We start from the raw sequence: 14,029 nt of genomic DNA, 5'->3' as shown, positions 1-14,029 counted from the left end.
TTGAGAGAGTTCGATTGCAGGAGTTTGATCGCAAATGAAAAAAACCAGCACTTTGTTGTCGACCGCCATACTGTGCGCCTCCATAACCGCCGTGCCAGCCAGCCAGGCTGCCTGGCCGAGCGCCGTCGAAGGCCAGGCCATGCCCAGCCTCGCCCCCATGGTGGAACAGGTCGGTCCGGCCGTGGTATCCGTGTCGGTAGAGGGTACCCAAACCGCCCGGCAGAATATCCCCGAGCCCTTCCGCTTCTTCTTCGGTCCCAATTCCCCCCACGGCCGAGAACAATCCCGTCCGTTTCGAGGATTGGGCTCCGGCGTGATCATCAATGCCGATAAAGGCTATGTGATCACCAACCATCATGTGATTGATAACGCCGATAAGATCCTGGTTAACCTCAATGATGGACGGGAGTTCGAGGCCAAGTTGATCGGCTCAGATCCAGACACCGATGTTGCCGTCCTCCAGATCGAAGCCAAGGATCTGACCGCCATTGACGTGGCTGACTCGGACCAGTTGAAAGTCGGTGATTTTACCGTAGCCATAGGTAACCCCTTCGGTCTGGGACAAACCGTTACTTCAGGGATCGTCTCCGCCCTGTCACGGGGACTGGACGGTGACGGCTACCAAAACTTTATCCAGACCGATGCCGCCATCAACTCCGGCAACTCTGGAGGGGCTTTGGTCAATATCAAGGGGCAGTTGATTGGGATCAATACCGCCATCATCGCCCCGGGCGGCGGCAATGTCGGGATCGGCTTCGCCATCCCGGTCAACATGGTCCAGAACCTGACGGAGCAGATCCTGGAGTTTGGCGAAGTGCGTCGTGGTGTACTGGGGATCATGGGGGGCGAACTGAATAATGAAACCGCCAAACTCTATGGCCTGGATACCAAGCATGGCGCCTATGTCAGCCAGGTCTTGCCAGACTCCGCCGCCGCCGAGGCGGGTCTTGAGCCCGGTGATATCATCGTTAGCCTCAACGGCAAGAAGATCCGCACCTTCCTGGAACTGCGTGCCAAGGTGGCGACCATGGGGGCAGGGGCCACCGTGAAACTCGGACTGATCCGCGATGGAAAGGAAAAGAGCGTCAAGGTAACCCTCAATGAAGCTCCGGGTGAGAACATCCAGGCCAGCATCATCCATCCGGCTTTGGAGGGGGCCAAGCTCTCCAGCTACCAGGAGGATGGGATCCAGGGCGTTCAGATCACCGAATTGGTGGAGCGCTCTGCGGCGGCCCGCAATGGCCTGCAAAGCGGGGACGTGATCGTTGCGCTGCGCATGACCAACCGCGGCCGCACCCGAGTGGCCAATGTCGAGCAGATACGTGAACTCCTTGGCGACTACAACGGGATCTTCGCCGCCACCGTCTACCGGGACGGCGCAACCCAGGAGTTGATCATGCGCTAAACGCTTCCCCCCGAGTGAAAAGGCGGCCTTGGCCGCCTTTTTTGGTTGTTCACCGGACAGTGCGCAGTTAGGATCAAACCATTGCGGAGGCAACACTTTTATGACGATCCGATCTTTGCTGAACTATCTCGCCAAGCCCGTGCTCATCGGTCTGGCCGTGGCAGCAATCATTATTCTGCTGGATCCCGGGCTACGGGAGCGCCTGCCGCGCCTGGATCGCCAGATCAGCCAGGTCGAACGAGTAAGCTTTGCTGGTGCCGTACGTCGTGCCGCACCGGCGGTGGTCAACATCTATTCTCACCGCCAAACTCGGGGCAACTTCAGCCAACTGCTTCCTCAAGGCCTGGGCAGTGGGATCATCATGCACGAAGATGGCTATGTGCTGACCAACTACCATGTGGTCAGTTCGGCCGACCAGATCTTCCTGGCCCTACAGGATGGTCGAGTGCTCAATGCCGAGATGATCGGCTCCGATCCCTATACGGATCTAGCCGTCTTGCAGATCAATGAAAGCAACCTGCCGGTGATCCCGCTGGACCTCTCCCGCCAACCCCAAGTCGGGGACATGGTACTGGCCATCGGTAACCCCTATAACCTGGGACAAACCATCACCCAGGGGATCATCAGTGCCACCGGGCGCAACGGCCTGAGTTCGAGCTACCAGGATTTTATTCAGACCGACGCCGCCATCAACCAGGGCAACTCCGGCGGCGCCCTGGTGGACGCCGACGGTGTCCTGGTGGGCGTCAACACCGCCAACTATCAGTGGCTGGGCGATGCAGGGGTCGGACTGAACTTCGCCATTCCCATCGAGTTGGCCTACAAGATCATGGCTAAGCTGATCCGAGATGGCCGGGTGATCCGAGGCCACCTGGGCCTCTCCGGTAACCCGGTCAATGCCACCATCGCCCGCCTTCTTCGGCTGCCCGAGGTGATGGGGGTTGCCGTCACTGAAGTGGATCCCGGCGGACCGGCGGACCGCGCCGGCCTGCGACGCAACGATGTACTGGTTGCCCTCAACGGTGACCCCATCGTCAGTGCCGACATGCTAATGGACAGCATCGCCGAAACCCCACCCGGCACCCAGGTTAATCTGACCCTGCTGCGCCAGGGCCGCCGCATCAACCTGCCGCTCACGGTACAGGAAAAGCCCCCTATGCCACGCCAACCCCAAGGCTAAGCGTCTTTCTTATCACACTGATCCCGGTAGCGGCGATGAAGCCCACACCTAAGCCGTTCCGGGCACCCAGACAGTTTATCCTCGGCTCGGTTCGGTCGCCTTACACTGGCATTACACCTTGAAGGAAATTGCCAATGTCGATGCCAGCCCTGTCGCTCGTCAATGCCACCCCCTCTGGTGCCCTTGTCAGCCTAAGCGCCTTCAAGGGGCACAAGATATTGTTATTGAACAACAAAGGCGGTGTCGGAAAGTCCACACTGACCACCCAGCTGCTGGTGCATTTGAAAGAGCGGAACCTGCAACCTGCCCTGGTGGATTTCGATCCTCAGCTATCCAGCCTGCAATGGGCTCAGGAGCAGGGAGAGTTGTACGCGGTCGATGACGACGCCAGACGTGCTCCCCTCGAAGCGATGCGGCTGCGGGTACCGACCCAGGCCAGCTGCGTGATCATGGACTCTCCGGCCAACTTGGATCCCCATCTCCTGGGACGCTTACTACGCTATGCCGATACCATTTTGCTGCCCTGCCAAGCCAACCCGCTGGATGTGAAAGCACTAGGTCGGTTCCTGCCAGAGTTGCTATTTCATCCCATCTACCGCCAGCGTAAGCAAAAGATCGGCGTCGTCGCCAATCGGGTGCAAGCCAATCAAACCACGGAGCTGTTGGAGCGTTTCCTTAGCCACCTGGGCATGCCGCTGCTGGCCCGGGTACCGGAGCGGGATCAATACCGCTTGGCGCGCAATCAGACGACGCTCGACAATGAGCCCGACGGCACCTGGCAGACCCTGCTGGACTGGCTGGGACACTGAGCGAGCCATCGCCTGACAAACAAAAACGCCCGCGAGACAGTGCATCGCGGGCGTTTTTCGTTATCGTTTCGGCTTACTGAATGCGCTCGACATCCGCACCCAGCCCAGCCAGCTTGCGTTCGATAAACTCGTAGCCCCGATCCAGGTGATAAATACGGTCCACCACTGTGGTACCACTGGCCACCAGACCGGCGATCACCAAGCAGGCAGAAGCGCGCAGATCGGTTGCCATCACCTGAGCCCCCTGGAGCCCCTCACGGCCCTGGATCAGGCAGGTGTTGCCCTCCAACTCCATGTTGGCGCCCATACGCTGCAGCTCAGGCACATGCATAAAGCGATTCTCGAAGATGGTTTCCGTCACCTTGGCTGAGCCGCTGGACAGAGCATTCATGGTACAGAACTGGGCCTGCATATCGGTCGGGAAAGCCGGGTGGGGCGCAGTCTTGATGGAGACAGGCTTAGGCTGACGGCCCTGCATGTCCAGGCTGATCCAATCGTCACCCCGCTCAATCACGGCGCCCGCCTCTTCCAGCTTGAGCAATACCGGCTCCAGGGTCTCAGGAGCGGCATTGCGGCAGACGATGGAGCCACGGGTCGCGGCAGCCGCCACCAAGTAGGTGCCGGTTTCGATGCGGTCCGGCATGACGTCATAGCGTACACCGTGCAACTTTTCGACCCCTTCGATGCGGATCACGTCGGTTCCGGCACCGGAGATCTTAGCCCCCATGGCATTGAGGAAAGAGGCCAGATCCACCACCTCGGGCTCACGGGCTGCATTCTCGATATAGGTAACACCGTCCGCCAAGGCTGCCGCCGCCATCAGATTTTCAGTACCGGTCACCGACACCACATCCATCAGGATGGTGGCACCCTTGAGTCGGCCATCGATCTTGGCTTTCACATAACCCTCTTCCACCTTCACCTCTGCCCCCATGGCACGCAAGCCCTGGATATGCAGGTTGACAGGACGGGCACCGATGGCACAGCCGCCGGGCAAAGAGACTTCAGCATGACCGTACTTAGCCAGCAGAGGGCCCAACAGCATGATGGAGGCCCGCATGGTTTTCACCAGCTCGTACGCCGCCACACAGTTGTTGATGCTCGCCGGATTGATCACCAGCTCACTGTCGGTCAGATCACTGACTTCGGCACCCAACTGACGTAACAATGCGATGGTGGTATTCACGTCACGCAGTGCCGGTACATTACCAATGGTCAGGGTGTCCTGGGCCAATACGGCAGACATCAGGATCGGCAACGCCGCGTTTTTCGCACCGGAGATGGTTACTTCACCGGCTAAAGGGCCAGAGGCCCGTACTTGCAATTTATCCACTTCTACTCCGCCAGTTCAGCTAGGCATGTTGAAAATCTTTTCGCGTTGCCATTCCGCTGGCGTGAACGCCTTGATGGTCAAGGCGTGCAGAGTTCCATCAGTGATCTTGTCCATCAAGGGTGCATACACCGCTTGCTGACGTTTTACTTTTGACTGGCCATCAAAGCCTTCACTCACGGCCACCACTGTGTAGTGGGTGCCTTCGGCTTTAACATGAACCTCAGTCAGCTGCAGGCCATCCTGCAAGCGTTGTTCAATCTCTTTCAGATCCATCGCGTCACTCCTCGATGTCGCTATGTGCGCTCAGTCCGTCTCCGGAGTGCTCCAGATCGTACAGGGCCATCAAACGCGTCAGGGAGCCAGGGCAGCCTTGCCATTGCAGGCTACCTCCATGCTCCGCGACGGTCGCGCTCAGGGTCAACAGAAATGCCAACCCGGCGCTGTCGGTACTGCTCAGTTGTTCCAGTGCCAGGCTCTTGAGCGAATGCCACGCCTCGGGGATCGGCCAGTACCGGGTTACGGTGTGCTGATCCAGTGCGCCACACAAGTGCAAGGTGCCATCCTGCAACCGGGCTTCCAGCGTCATGAACGGCTCCTGGCGGGTACCAGCGGCCTGGCACTTTGTTCCGCCAGTTGGTTACTGACCGAGTCGATCCCCTGACGCCGGATCAGCCCCCCGATCTCCGCTTCTTTGGTCGCCAGCAGGCTGACCCCCTCGGCGATCATGTCGATCGCCTTCCACTCCCCCGTCTTCTTGTTGCGACGGGCTTTGAACTGGACTGAAATCGGTGGCCGCCCCGGTTCGACAATATTCACCCCGACAGTAACAATCCGTCGCTCACCCACCCCCTGAGGCGGTTGAAACTCCACGGATTGCCCAGCATATTCGGTGAAAGCCTGAGCAAAGGTGGCAATCATATACTGCTTGAACACGTCCGTGAACCTCTCGATCTGCGCTTTGCCAAGCTGACGAGCCTGGGGACCCACCACTTTTAAGGCCGCATAACGATGATCCACGTGGGGCATCATCTCCTCCTCAACGATGATTTTGAGGTGATCGGGGTTGGCCTGGATCGCACTGCTGTCCTGCTCAAAACGATCAAACGTCTGCTGCGCCACCTGCTCAACCAGACGGTAGGGATCCATCCGGTCCACATCGGCATAAATTGGGGTACACACGGTTAAGGCCAGCAGGCTGGCGCTCATCAGCCATCGCTTCATATTTATTTCTCCCACTATTCACCCTGCCCCACACTATAGAGGAACTGGCCTATCAACTCCTCCAGCACCATGGCACTGCGGGTGTCCTCCACCCGGTCGCCATCGCTCAGCAGCGCCCCCTCCTCTTCATCGTAAAATCCGGGGATCAGCCCGACATACTGCTCACCGAGCAGACCCGAAGTCAGGATGGAGAGGCTGCTGGTGTCGGGGAATTGGTCAAAACGGGCATCTATCGCCAGGGACACCACGGGAAGCAAAGACACGGGATCCAGATCGATGCCGGTCACCCGACCGACCACAACCCCCCCCACCTTGACCGGGGAACGCACCTTGAGGCTGCCGATATTGTCAAAATTGGCGGTCAGGGCATAAGTCGGGCCGTTACCCCGAGGATCGATATCCGCCACTTTCAGCACCAGTAGCAGAAAAGCCAGTAGCCCTGCCAAGAGAAAGGCTCCTACGGCCAGTTCGGTTTTGCGTGAATTCATCCTTTTACCCAAACATCAAAGCAGTCAAAACAAAATCCAGTGCCAGCACCGCCAGGGACGCGTGCACTACCGTTTCTGTGGTGGCCCGGCTGATCCCTTCCGCCGTCGGCAACGCATCATAGCCTTTGAACAGGGCGATCCAGATCACCACGAAGGCAAAGACAAGACTCTTGATCAGGCAGTTGACTATGTCTTTCTGCCACTCGACGGACGCATTGAGGATCGACCAGAACGCCCCCTCATCGATCCCTTTCCATTCCACGCCAACCAGGTGCCCCCCCCAGATCCCCACGGCAGTAAACATCATCGTCAACAGAGGCATGGCGATCACCCCGGCCCAGAAGCGTGGTGCCACCACTCGGCGCAGCGGATCGACCGCCATCATCTCCAGGGAAGCCAGCTGCTCCGTCGCCTTCATCAGGCCGATCTCCGCCGTCACCGCTGAGCCAGCCCGACCGGCGAACAGCAGGGCTGTCACCACGGGGCCCAACTCACGCAACAAGCTTAGGGCCACCATGGGGCCCAGGCTCTCCTCGGTGCCGAAATCCACCAGAATAATGTAGCCCTGAAGACCCAGCACCATGCCGATAAACAGACCAGAAACCAGGATGATCAGCATGGACAGCACACCGATCTGATAGAGCTGGGTGATCAGCAGAGGCTGCATCTTGCGCCATTGGGGACGGGCGAACAGGGCGCCAGAGAGCATCAGCAGGGCCCGCCCCATACCCGCGATCCAATCCAGTCCACTCCGGCCCAAATGGGCGATCCCCTGTGTCCACTTCACTGCATCAGCTCCTCGAGATAATCACTGGCCGGATGATGGAAGCGCACCGGGCCATCCGGTGCCCCCCGCAAGAATTGGGTCAGTTGAGGGTCATCCAGGGCCTTTAACTGCGCCGGGGTGCCACTGGCGATCACCCGCTTGTCAGCCACGACAAAGACTTGATCGGCAATGGACAGCACGTCATCAACATCGTGGGATACCACGATGGAGGTGAGCTTAAGGGCCTGCCCCAACTCCCGGATCAGCTTGACCAGGACGCCCTTGGAGATGGGGTCCTGACCGGCAAAAGGCTCATCGTACATCACCAGTTCAGGCTCCAGGGCAATGGCCCGGGCCAGGGCTGCCCGTCGCTGCATGCCACCGGACAACTCCGATGGCTTCAGCGTCGCGGCCCCGCGCAGACCCACAGCCTCCAGCTTCATCAGCACGATACGGCGGATCAATGGCTCCGCCAGCTGAGTATGCTCACGCAGAGGGAAAGCCACATTGTCGAACACAGACATATCGGTAAAGAGGGCACCAGACTGGAACAGCATGCTCATCCGCCGACGCTGACGATACAGTTCGGCCCTGGGCAGGGCATTGAGATCCTGCCCATCAAAGCGGACCGTGCCGCGCTCCGGCCGCAACTGGGCACCAAACAACTTCAGCAGAGTCGTTTTGCCTATCCCGCTGGGCCCCATGATGGCCGTGATCCCCCCCTTGGGCACACTGAGGGAGATCCCATCGAAGATCACCCGCTCACCACGGCGAAAGGTCAGATCTTCAACCTGGATCAGGGGGCCTTGATTGACGTCAATTGGATTTTGCATGACCACAGCCGATCCTCTCGGGATCGGGAAGCTCCTTTTCGGGGTCGCAAGAAGAGCCATATTACGTCTCAAACAGACACTTAACAATCCACTGCACTTTTCTTTTCCGACGGTTCAAGCGACAATGCGCGGCATCAATCCACACCCGTGATCCGGCATGATCCTGAACCTTGTAACCCTGCTTCTGGGCCTGGGCCTATTGGTCTGGAGCGCCGACCGATTCGTTTTTGGTGCGGCGGCATTGGCCCGCAACCTCGGTCTCCCCCCCCTGATCATCGGACTCACCATAGTGTCCATGGGTTCCTCGGCACCGGAGGCCATGGTGGCCGCCAGCGCAGCCCTTGAAGGCCGTCTGGATACCGCGGTGGGCAATGTGGTGGGCTCAAATATTGCCAACATCACCCTGATCCTGGGGGTTACCGCCCTGATCCGCCCCTTGCTGGTCGGCTCCTCCACCCTGCTCAAAGAGATCCCTCTGATGCTGGCCGGTACCGTACTGGCGGGCTACCTGATGCATGATCTGCAGCTCTCCACCCTCGACGGTATCCTCCTGGCCCTGGCATTCATCCTGGTTATGGGTATTTTGGTCGCCTCGGCCCTGCGCAGCCGCGCCAGCGATCCCCTGATCCGGGAGAGTGAAGAGGAGATCCCCAGCAATGTGCCGATGGCCAAGGCGATCCTCTGGCTTCTGGTGGGCATGTTGCTGCTCCCCTTCGCCGCCGATCTGATGGTGAAAAATGCCGTGGTGATCGCCAAGTATTTCGGCCTGTCCGATCTGGTGATTGGCTTGACCATCATCGCGGTTGGTACCAGCCTGCCCGAGCTGGCTGCCTGTATCGCCGGTCTGGCCAAGGGCGAGGACGACCTGGTGATCGGCAACGTGGTGGGTTCCAACCTGTTCAACATCCTGGCCGTACTGGCGATCCCAACCCTGATCGCCCCAGGGCCGGTGGATCCCGCCGCCGCAGGACGGGACTTCTACATCATGCTGGCTACCAGCCTGGCGCCACTGCTGATACTCTTGCTCAAACGCAGCCGCACCATAGGTCGGCTCGAAGGCGGTGTACTGCTGGCCTGTTTTATTGCCTACCAGCTCAGCCTATTTAACCCAGGCGCCTAATTCCACAGGAGAAACGATGTCAGACACATCACAGTGGCATCAGTGGGCCAAACGGGTTATCGATATCGAAACCCAGGCCATCCAACAACTGAACCAGTTTATTGACGAGCATTTTGTCGCCGCCTGCGAAACCCTGCTGGCCTGCAAAGGCAAGGTGGTTGTCATGGGGATGGGAAAATCCGGCCATATCGGCAACAAGATCGCCGCCACCCTGGCCAGCACCGGAACCCCGGCCTTCTTCGTCCACCCCGGCGAAGCCAGCCATGGGGATCTGGGCATGCTGGCTCCTCAGGACGTGGTGATCGCCATCTCCAACTCCGGCGAAGCCCATGAGATCCTGACCCTGATGCCAGTGATCAAACGCCTCGGCATGCCGGTGATCGCCATGACCGGCAATCCCGGCTCCAGCATGGCCAAGCTGGCCCAGCATCATCTGTGCATCCAGGTCGCCGAGGAGGCCTGCCCGCTGGGCCTGGCCCCCACCTCCTCCACCACGGCGACGCTGGTGATGGGGGATGCCATCGCCGTGGCCCTGCTGCAGGCGAGAGGCTTCACCGCCGATGACTTTGCCCTGTCACACCCAGGCGGCGCATTGGGACGTAAACTCCTGCTGCGCGTCTCCGACCTCATGCATTCCGGTGAGCGCCTGCCCCAGGTCGGGGAAAACGTCACCATCTCCCAGGCCCTGTTGGAGATCTCCGCCAAAGGACTGGGGATGACGGCCGTACTCAATCAGGATGGTCGCCTGACGGGTGTGTTCACCGACGGCGATCTGCGCCGAGTGCTGGATGCCCGGATCGACATTCACAACACCCCCATCGGCGAAGTGATGAGCAAGGCTCCGGTCACCATCGCCAGCCACGTCCTGGCCGCCGAGGCGTTGCAACTGATGGAATCACGTAAAATAAATGGTCTGATCACCGTCGATGGCGACGGCAGACCGGAAGGAGCCCTCAATATGATGGACATGCTCAAAGCGGGAGTCTTGTAATGGAACCCATTGTTACCCTCTATGGCCCGGTGGACGCCGGGATCATCACCCGTGCCCAGTCCGTTCGTCTGCTGATCTGCGATGTTGACGGTGTATTTTCCGACGGCCGCATCTACCTGGGCAATGACGGCGAAGAGCTCAAAGCCTTCCACACCCGTGACGGCTTTGGCGTGAAGGCACTGCAGCATGCCGGTGTCAGCGTCGCGGTGATCACCGGGCGCCGATCCAGCATCGTACAACAACGCATGAGCAGCCTGGGCGTTCAGCACATCATCCAGGGCTGCGAGGACAAGCTGACCGCCTACCAGACACTGAAGCAGCAACTGGGCCTGGAGGATCATGAATGCGCCTTTATCGGCGATGATCTGGTCGACCTCCCAGTGATGCAGCAGGTTGGCTTATCCGTGGCGGTCAATGATGCCCATCCGGCCCTGCTGCCCCACGTCCATTACCGAACCAGCATCCGGGGTGGTTTTGGTGCCGTGCGAGAGTTGTGCGATCTGATGCTGCAGGCCCAGGGCAAGCTGACGGATGCCCGAGGCATGTCCGTATGAAACGGGAGTGGCTGGCTGGCCTGCTGATGCTGGCCATGGCTGCTGGTCTCTATTGGCGCAGCGTCCAGCATCAAGACAGTACACCGGTCTTTAACGCCGGATCCGAGCCGGATTTCGTCGCCCGCAGCCTGCGTACCCGAAGCTATGATGTTGACGGCCGGCTGACGGCAGAGATCGCGGCCGACAGCATGCTCCATTACCAGGCCGAGACGCTGACCACCTTCGAGCGCCCTGTATACCTGCTCTACCCTGAAGATGGCCAGGGGATCTGGAAGATCCAATCCCACTCTGCCCAGTTACAGGAAAATCGTTTCCTGACCCTGGAGCAGGAGGTGGTGATCACCGCCATCGAGCCCAACGAACCACTGCGCACCATCCACACCGATGCCCTGGCACTGGATCTGGATACCATGGTGATGACAACGGACGCTCAGGTGCGCGGAGAGGGGGAAACCTATACCCTTAACGGCACCGGACTGTGGGCCGATCTGAACCGAAACCTGATTGAATTGAAGAGCAAGGTAAGCGCTACCTATGAAGTGCAATAAATTAATCTTACTGGGCCTGCTTGTGCTGGCCCCAAACGGCTTCGCCAGCGAAGCCGACTTCCAGCAACCGGTCAAAGTGACTGCCGATACCTCCAGTGGTGACTTTACCAACCGCACCCTGGAATATCGTGACAACGTGGTGATCGAGCAGGGCAGCCTGCGCATCGAAGCGGAAAAGCTGGTGCTTGAGTCCAGCGAAGACAAGAGCCGCCAAATCATGATCGCCACGGGTCAGCCGGCCACCTATCAGCAGGTGATGGATAACGGCCTGCTGGCCAAGGCCCAAGCCAACGAGATCCGTTACAACATCAATACCCAGCTGCTGACCATGACGGGCAATGCCCAATTGAGTCAGGAGGGCAGCCTGGTACGGGGCGAAACCATCAGTTACAACGCGCGCCTGCAACAGCTGACGGCCCAAGGCAGTAAAGAGGAACAGATCACCACCATCTTTATGCCTCAGACTCCCGAGGAACAGGAAGCAGTGGAAGAGACCGAAGCGGAGCCGCAGCCATGAGTGGATCCGTACTGAAAGCGGAACAACTGGCCAAGAGCTACAACGGCCGCCAGGTGGTAAAGAGCGTCGGACTGGAGGTGAAAACCGGCCAGATTGTTGGCCTGTTGGGACCCAACGGCGCCGGCAAAACCACCACCTTCTACATGGTGGTGGGCCTGGTGCAAAACGACAAGGGGCGGATCAGCATCGATGATGAGGAGATCACCCTGCTGCCGATGCACTCTCGGGCCCGCAAGGGGATCGGCTACCTGCCTCAGGAGTCCTCCATCTTCCGCAAACTCAGCGTTTTCGACAACCTGATGGCGGTGCTGCAGACCCGCAAGGACCTGAGCAAGGCTCAGCGCCTGGAGAAGCTGGAGCAGTTGCTGGAGGAGTTCAACATCACCCATATTCGTGACAGCCTGGGGATGAGCCTGTCCGGCGGCGAACGTCGCCGAGTGGAGATCGCTCGCGCCCTGGCGGCCGATCCCCAGTTCATTTTGCTGGATGAACCCTTCGCCGGGGTCGACCCCATCTCGGTGATCGACATTAAGAAAATTATCCAGCATCTGAAACTGCGTGGACTGGGCGTCTTGATCACCGACCACAATGTGAGGGAAACTTTGGACGTTTGCGAATATGCTTATATCGTCAGTCATGGTGAAATGATTGCTCAGGGCGCACCGGAAGACGTCCTCAATAACAAACTGGTACGCTCCGTTTATCTGGGCGATCAGTTCAAACTCTAACGGATCCCGCTGGCCCATACCGGGATCCCAGAGTCGTACAACAAGGATCGGGCACTGAATGAAGACCTCTCTTCAGCTAAAGCTGGGACAACAGCTCACTATGACACCCCAGTTGCAGCAGGCGATCCGTCTGTTGCAACTGTCGACACTGGATCTGCAACAGGAGATCCAGGAAGCGCTGGAGTCCAACCCCCTGCTGGAGCAAACCGACGAGTTTGAGTCCGAACCCGGGGAAAACCATCAGGATGTCAGCGCATCCGACGAAAATGGCGACAGCAGCAAACCGGAAGCCTCCGAGATGGAGACCGGCGAAGCCATGGGCCAGACCGAGATGACCGACGACCTGCCGCTGGACAGTACCTGGGACGATGTCTACAGCGCTGCACCGGCCAGCCCGGCCGGTCCCGTCCGGGACGATGACGACAGCTTCTACCAGGGGGAAACCAGCGTCGATCTGCAAAGCCATCTGATCTGGCAGATGGAGCTGACCCCGATGACCGACAGGGATCGGGCCATCGCGACCACGGCCATCGACGCCATCGACGAACACGGCTACCTGACCATCAGTGCCGAAGAGATCCTCGAGGCCCAGGGCGCCGAAGATCTGGAGCTGGATGAAATCATGGCCGTGCTCAAGCGGGTCCAACAGTTCGATCCGGTCGGCTGCTGCGCCCAGGATCTCACGGACTGCCTGCTGATCCAGCTCGCTCAGTTCGATGAAACGACGCCCTGGAAAGCAGAGGCCATCAACCTGCTTCAGGAACATATGGATCTTCTTGCCAATCGGGACTTTCGCACCCTGCTGCGGCGCACTAGACTCAAAGAAGATGAGTTAAGGGCCGCTATGGAACTGATCCAATCGCTCAATCCCCGTCCCGGCAGCGCCATCGCCCCCAGCGATAGCCAGTACGTGATCCCGGACGTATCTGTCAGCAAGAAGCAGGGCCGCTGGGTTGTCGAACTCAATCCGGATTCCGTGCCGAAACTGCGCATCAACGAGCAATACGCCGCCCTGTCCAAGGGAGCGCGTAACAATGGTGACAGCCAGTTTGTCCGCGGCCACCTGCAGGATGCCAAATGGTTTATCAAGAGCCTGGAGAGCCGCAACGAGACCCTGATGAAAGTGGCCAACTGCATCGTCCAATACCAGCAAGGCTTCCTTGAATATGGTGATGAGGCGATGAAACCCATGGTGCTCAACGACGTCGCCGAGGCAGTGGAGATGCACGAATCCACCATCAGCCGGGTGACCACCCAGAAGTACATGCATACCCCGCGTGGGATCTACGAACTGAAATATTTCTTCTCCAGCCATGTCAGTACCGACGGCGGTGGTGAATGCTCCTCCACCGCTATCCGGGCCCTGATCAAAAAGCTGGTGGCCGCCGAGAGCCCGAAGAAGCCTCTCAGCGACAGCAAGATGGCACAGCTTCTCGCGGAGCAGGGGATCCAGGTTGCGCGGCGTACCATCGCCAAGTACCGGGAAGCCCTCTCCATCCCCCCCTCGAACCAGCGCAAAGTGCTCTAAGCACACCG

17 protein-coding genes are annotated in these 14,029 nt (G+C 59.2%); 10 read left to right on the top strand and 7 right to left on the bottom strand.

The features are described from left to right. Positions 1–34 precede the first annotated feature (34 nt). The 3 genes from AC2D8U_RS14410 (at position 35) to AC2D8U_RS14400 (ending at position 3,394) form a co-directional block, all read left to right on the top strand. Positions 35–1,405, top strand: coding sequence for a DegQ family serine endoprotease (locus AC2D8U_RS14410; protein ID WP_484619770.1), 1,371 nt, complete (start codon positions 35–37; stop codon positions 1,403–1,405). A 100-nt stretch (positions 1,406–1,505) separates the two neighbouring features. Further along, positions 1,506–2,585: an outer membrane-stress sensor serine endopeptidase DegS gene (gene degS, locus AC2D8U_RS14405; protein WP_484619769.1), complete on the top strand. Its 1,080-nt coding sequence runs from the start codon at positions 1,506–1,508 to the stop codon at positions 2,583–2,585. 134 nt (positions 2,586–2,719) lie between these two features. Beyond that, entirely contained in the window at positions 2,720–3,394 is a 675-nt protein-coding gene (locus AC2D8U_RS14400) for a ParA family protein (protein ID WP_484619768.1), read from the top strand. A 73-nt stretch (positions 3,395–3,467) separates the two neighbouring features. Here AC2D8U_RS14400 and murA read toward each other — a convergent pair whose 3' ends face one another. Genes murA through AC2D8U_RS14365 form a run of 7 tightly spaced genes read right to left on the bottom strand, consistent with a single transcriptional unit; the run spans position 3,468 to position 8,035 of the window. Then, on the bottom strand, positions 3,468–4,727 hold the full coding sequence (murA, locus tag AC2D8U_RS14395) for a UDP-N-acetylglucosamine 1-carboxyvinyltransferase (protein ID WP_484619767.1): 1,260 nt from the start codon (positions 4,725–4,727) through the stop codon (positions 3,468–3,470). Positions 4,728–4,742: 15 nt separating this feature from the next. Continuing rightward, positions 4,743–5,000, bottom strand: a complete 258-nt coding sequence (locus AC2D8U_RS14390) for a BolA family protein (protein ID WP_484619766.1) — start codon at positions 4,998–5,000, stop codon at positions 4,743–4,745. Positions 5,001–5,004: 4 nt separating this feature from the next. Continuing rightward, a complete protein-coding gene (locus tag AC2D8U_RS14385) occupies positions 5,005–5,313 on the bottom strand; it encodes an STAS domain-containing protein (RefSeq protein ID WP_484619765.1) in 309 nt (102 codons plus the stop codon). After that, the gene (locus tag AC2D8U_RS14380) at positions 5,310–5,948 is read right to left on the bottom strand and encodes an MlaC/ttg2D family ABC transporter substrate-binding protein (protein ID WP_484619764.1); all 639 of its coding nucleotides are present in this window, start codon (positions 5,946–5,948) and stop codon (positions 5,310–5,312) included. Before AC2D8U_RS14380 ends, AC2D8U_RS14385 begins: the two co-directional genes overlap by 4 nt. 14 nt (positions 5,949–5,962) lie before the next feature. Beyond that, positions 5,963–6,436, bottom strand: a complete 474-nt coding sequence (gene mlaD, locus AC2D8U_RS14375) for an outer membrane lipid asymmetry maintenance protein MlaD (protein WP_484619763.1) — start codon at positions 6,434–6,436, stop codon at positions 5,963–5,965. Between the two features lie 4 nt (positions 6,437–6,440). Continuing rightward, positions 6,441–7,223 (bottom strand): lipid asymmetry maintenance ABC transporter permease subunit MlaE, encoded by a 783-nt coding sequence (gene mlaE / locus AC2D8U_RS14370; protein ID WP_484619762.1) that lies wholly within the window; start codon positions 7,221–7,223, stop codon positions 6,441–6,443. Further along, positions 7,220–8,035, bottom strand: a complete 816-nt coding sequence (locus AC2D8U_RS14365; RefSeq protein ID WP_484619761.1) for an ATP-binding cassette domain-containing protein — start codon at positions 8,033–8,035, stop codon at positions 7,220–7,222. Before AC2D8U_RS14365 ends, mlaE begins: the two co-directional genes overlap by 4 nt. 157 nt (positions 8,036–8,192) lie before the next feature. Here AC2D8U_RS14365 and AC2D8U_RS14360 point away from each other — a divergent pair, with 157 nt between their 5' ends. From AC2D8U_RS14360 to AC2D8U_RS14330, 7 genes are read left to right on the top strand one after another with little or no spacing between them, the layout of a single operon-like run. After that, on the top strand, positions 8,193–9,155 hold the full coding sequence (locus AC2D8U_RS14360) for a calcium/sodium antiporter (protein WP_484619760.1): 963 nt from the start codon (positions 8,193–8,195) through the stop codon (positions 9,153–9,155). A 16-nt stretch (positions 9,156–9,171) separates the two neighbouring features. Next, positions 9,172–10,146 (top strand): KpsF/GutQ family sugar-phosphate isomerase, encoded by a 975-nt coding sequence (locus AC2D8U_RS14355; protein WP_484619759.1) that lies wholly within the window; start codon positions 9,172–9,174, stop codon positions 10,144–10,146. Further along, on the top strand, positions 10,146–10,700 hold the full coding sequence (gene kdsC, locus AC2D8U_RS14350; protein WP_484619758.1) for a 3-deoxy-manno-octulosonate-8-phosphatase KdsC: 555 nt from the start codon (positions 10,146–10,148) through the stop codon (positions 10,698–10,700). Before AC2D8U_RS14355 ends, kdsC begins: the two co-directional genes overlap by 1 nt. After that, positions 10,697–11,248 carry an LPS export ABC transporter periplasmic protein LptC gene (lptC, locus tag AC2D8U_RS14345; RefSeq protein WP_484619757.1) on the top strand — a complete coding sequence of 184 codons (552 nt, stop codon included), beginning with the start codon at positions 10,697–10,699 and terminating at the stop codon, positions 11,246–11,248. The genes kdsC and lptC overlap by 4 nt, the downstream gene beginning before the upstream one ends. Then, positions 11,235–11,765, top strand: coding sequence for a lipopolysaccharide transport periplasmic protein LptA (gene lptA, locus AC2D8U_RS14340; RefSeq protein ID WP_484619756.1), 531 nt, complete (start codon positions 11,235–11,237; stop codon positions 11,763–11,765). Before lptC ends, lptA begins: the two co-directional genes overlap by 14 nt. Then, entirely contained in the window at positions 11,762–12,493 is a 732-nt protein-coding gene (gene lptB / locus AC2D8U_RS14335) for an LPS export ABC transporter ATP-binding protein (RefSeq protein WP_484619755.1), read from the top strand. Before lptA ends, lptB begins: the two co-directional genes overlap by 4 nt. 58 nt (positions 12,494–12,551) lie before the next feature. Further along, entirely contained in the window at positions 12,552–14,021 is a 1,470-nt protein-coding gene (locus tag AC2D8U_RS14330; RefSeq protein WP_484619754.1) for an RNA polymerase factor sigma-54, read from the top strand. The last annotated feature ends 8 nt before the right edge of the window (positions 14,022–14,029 follow it).

This window comes from Ferrimonas sp. YIN67 (assembly GCF_057219095.1).
The sequence above is the reverse complement of the archived record's forward strand: the minus strand, read 5'-3'. Positions and strand labels throughout refer to the sequence as shown.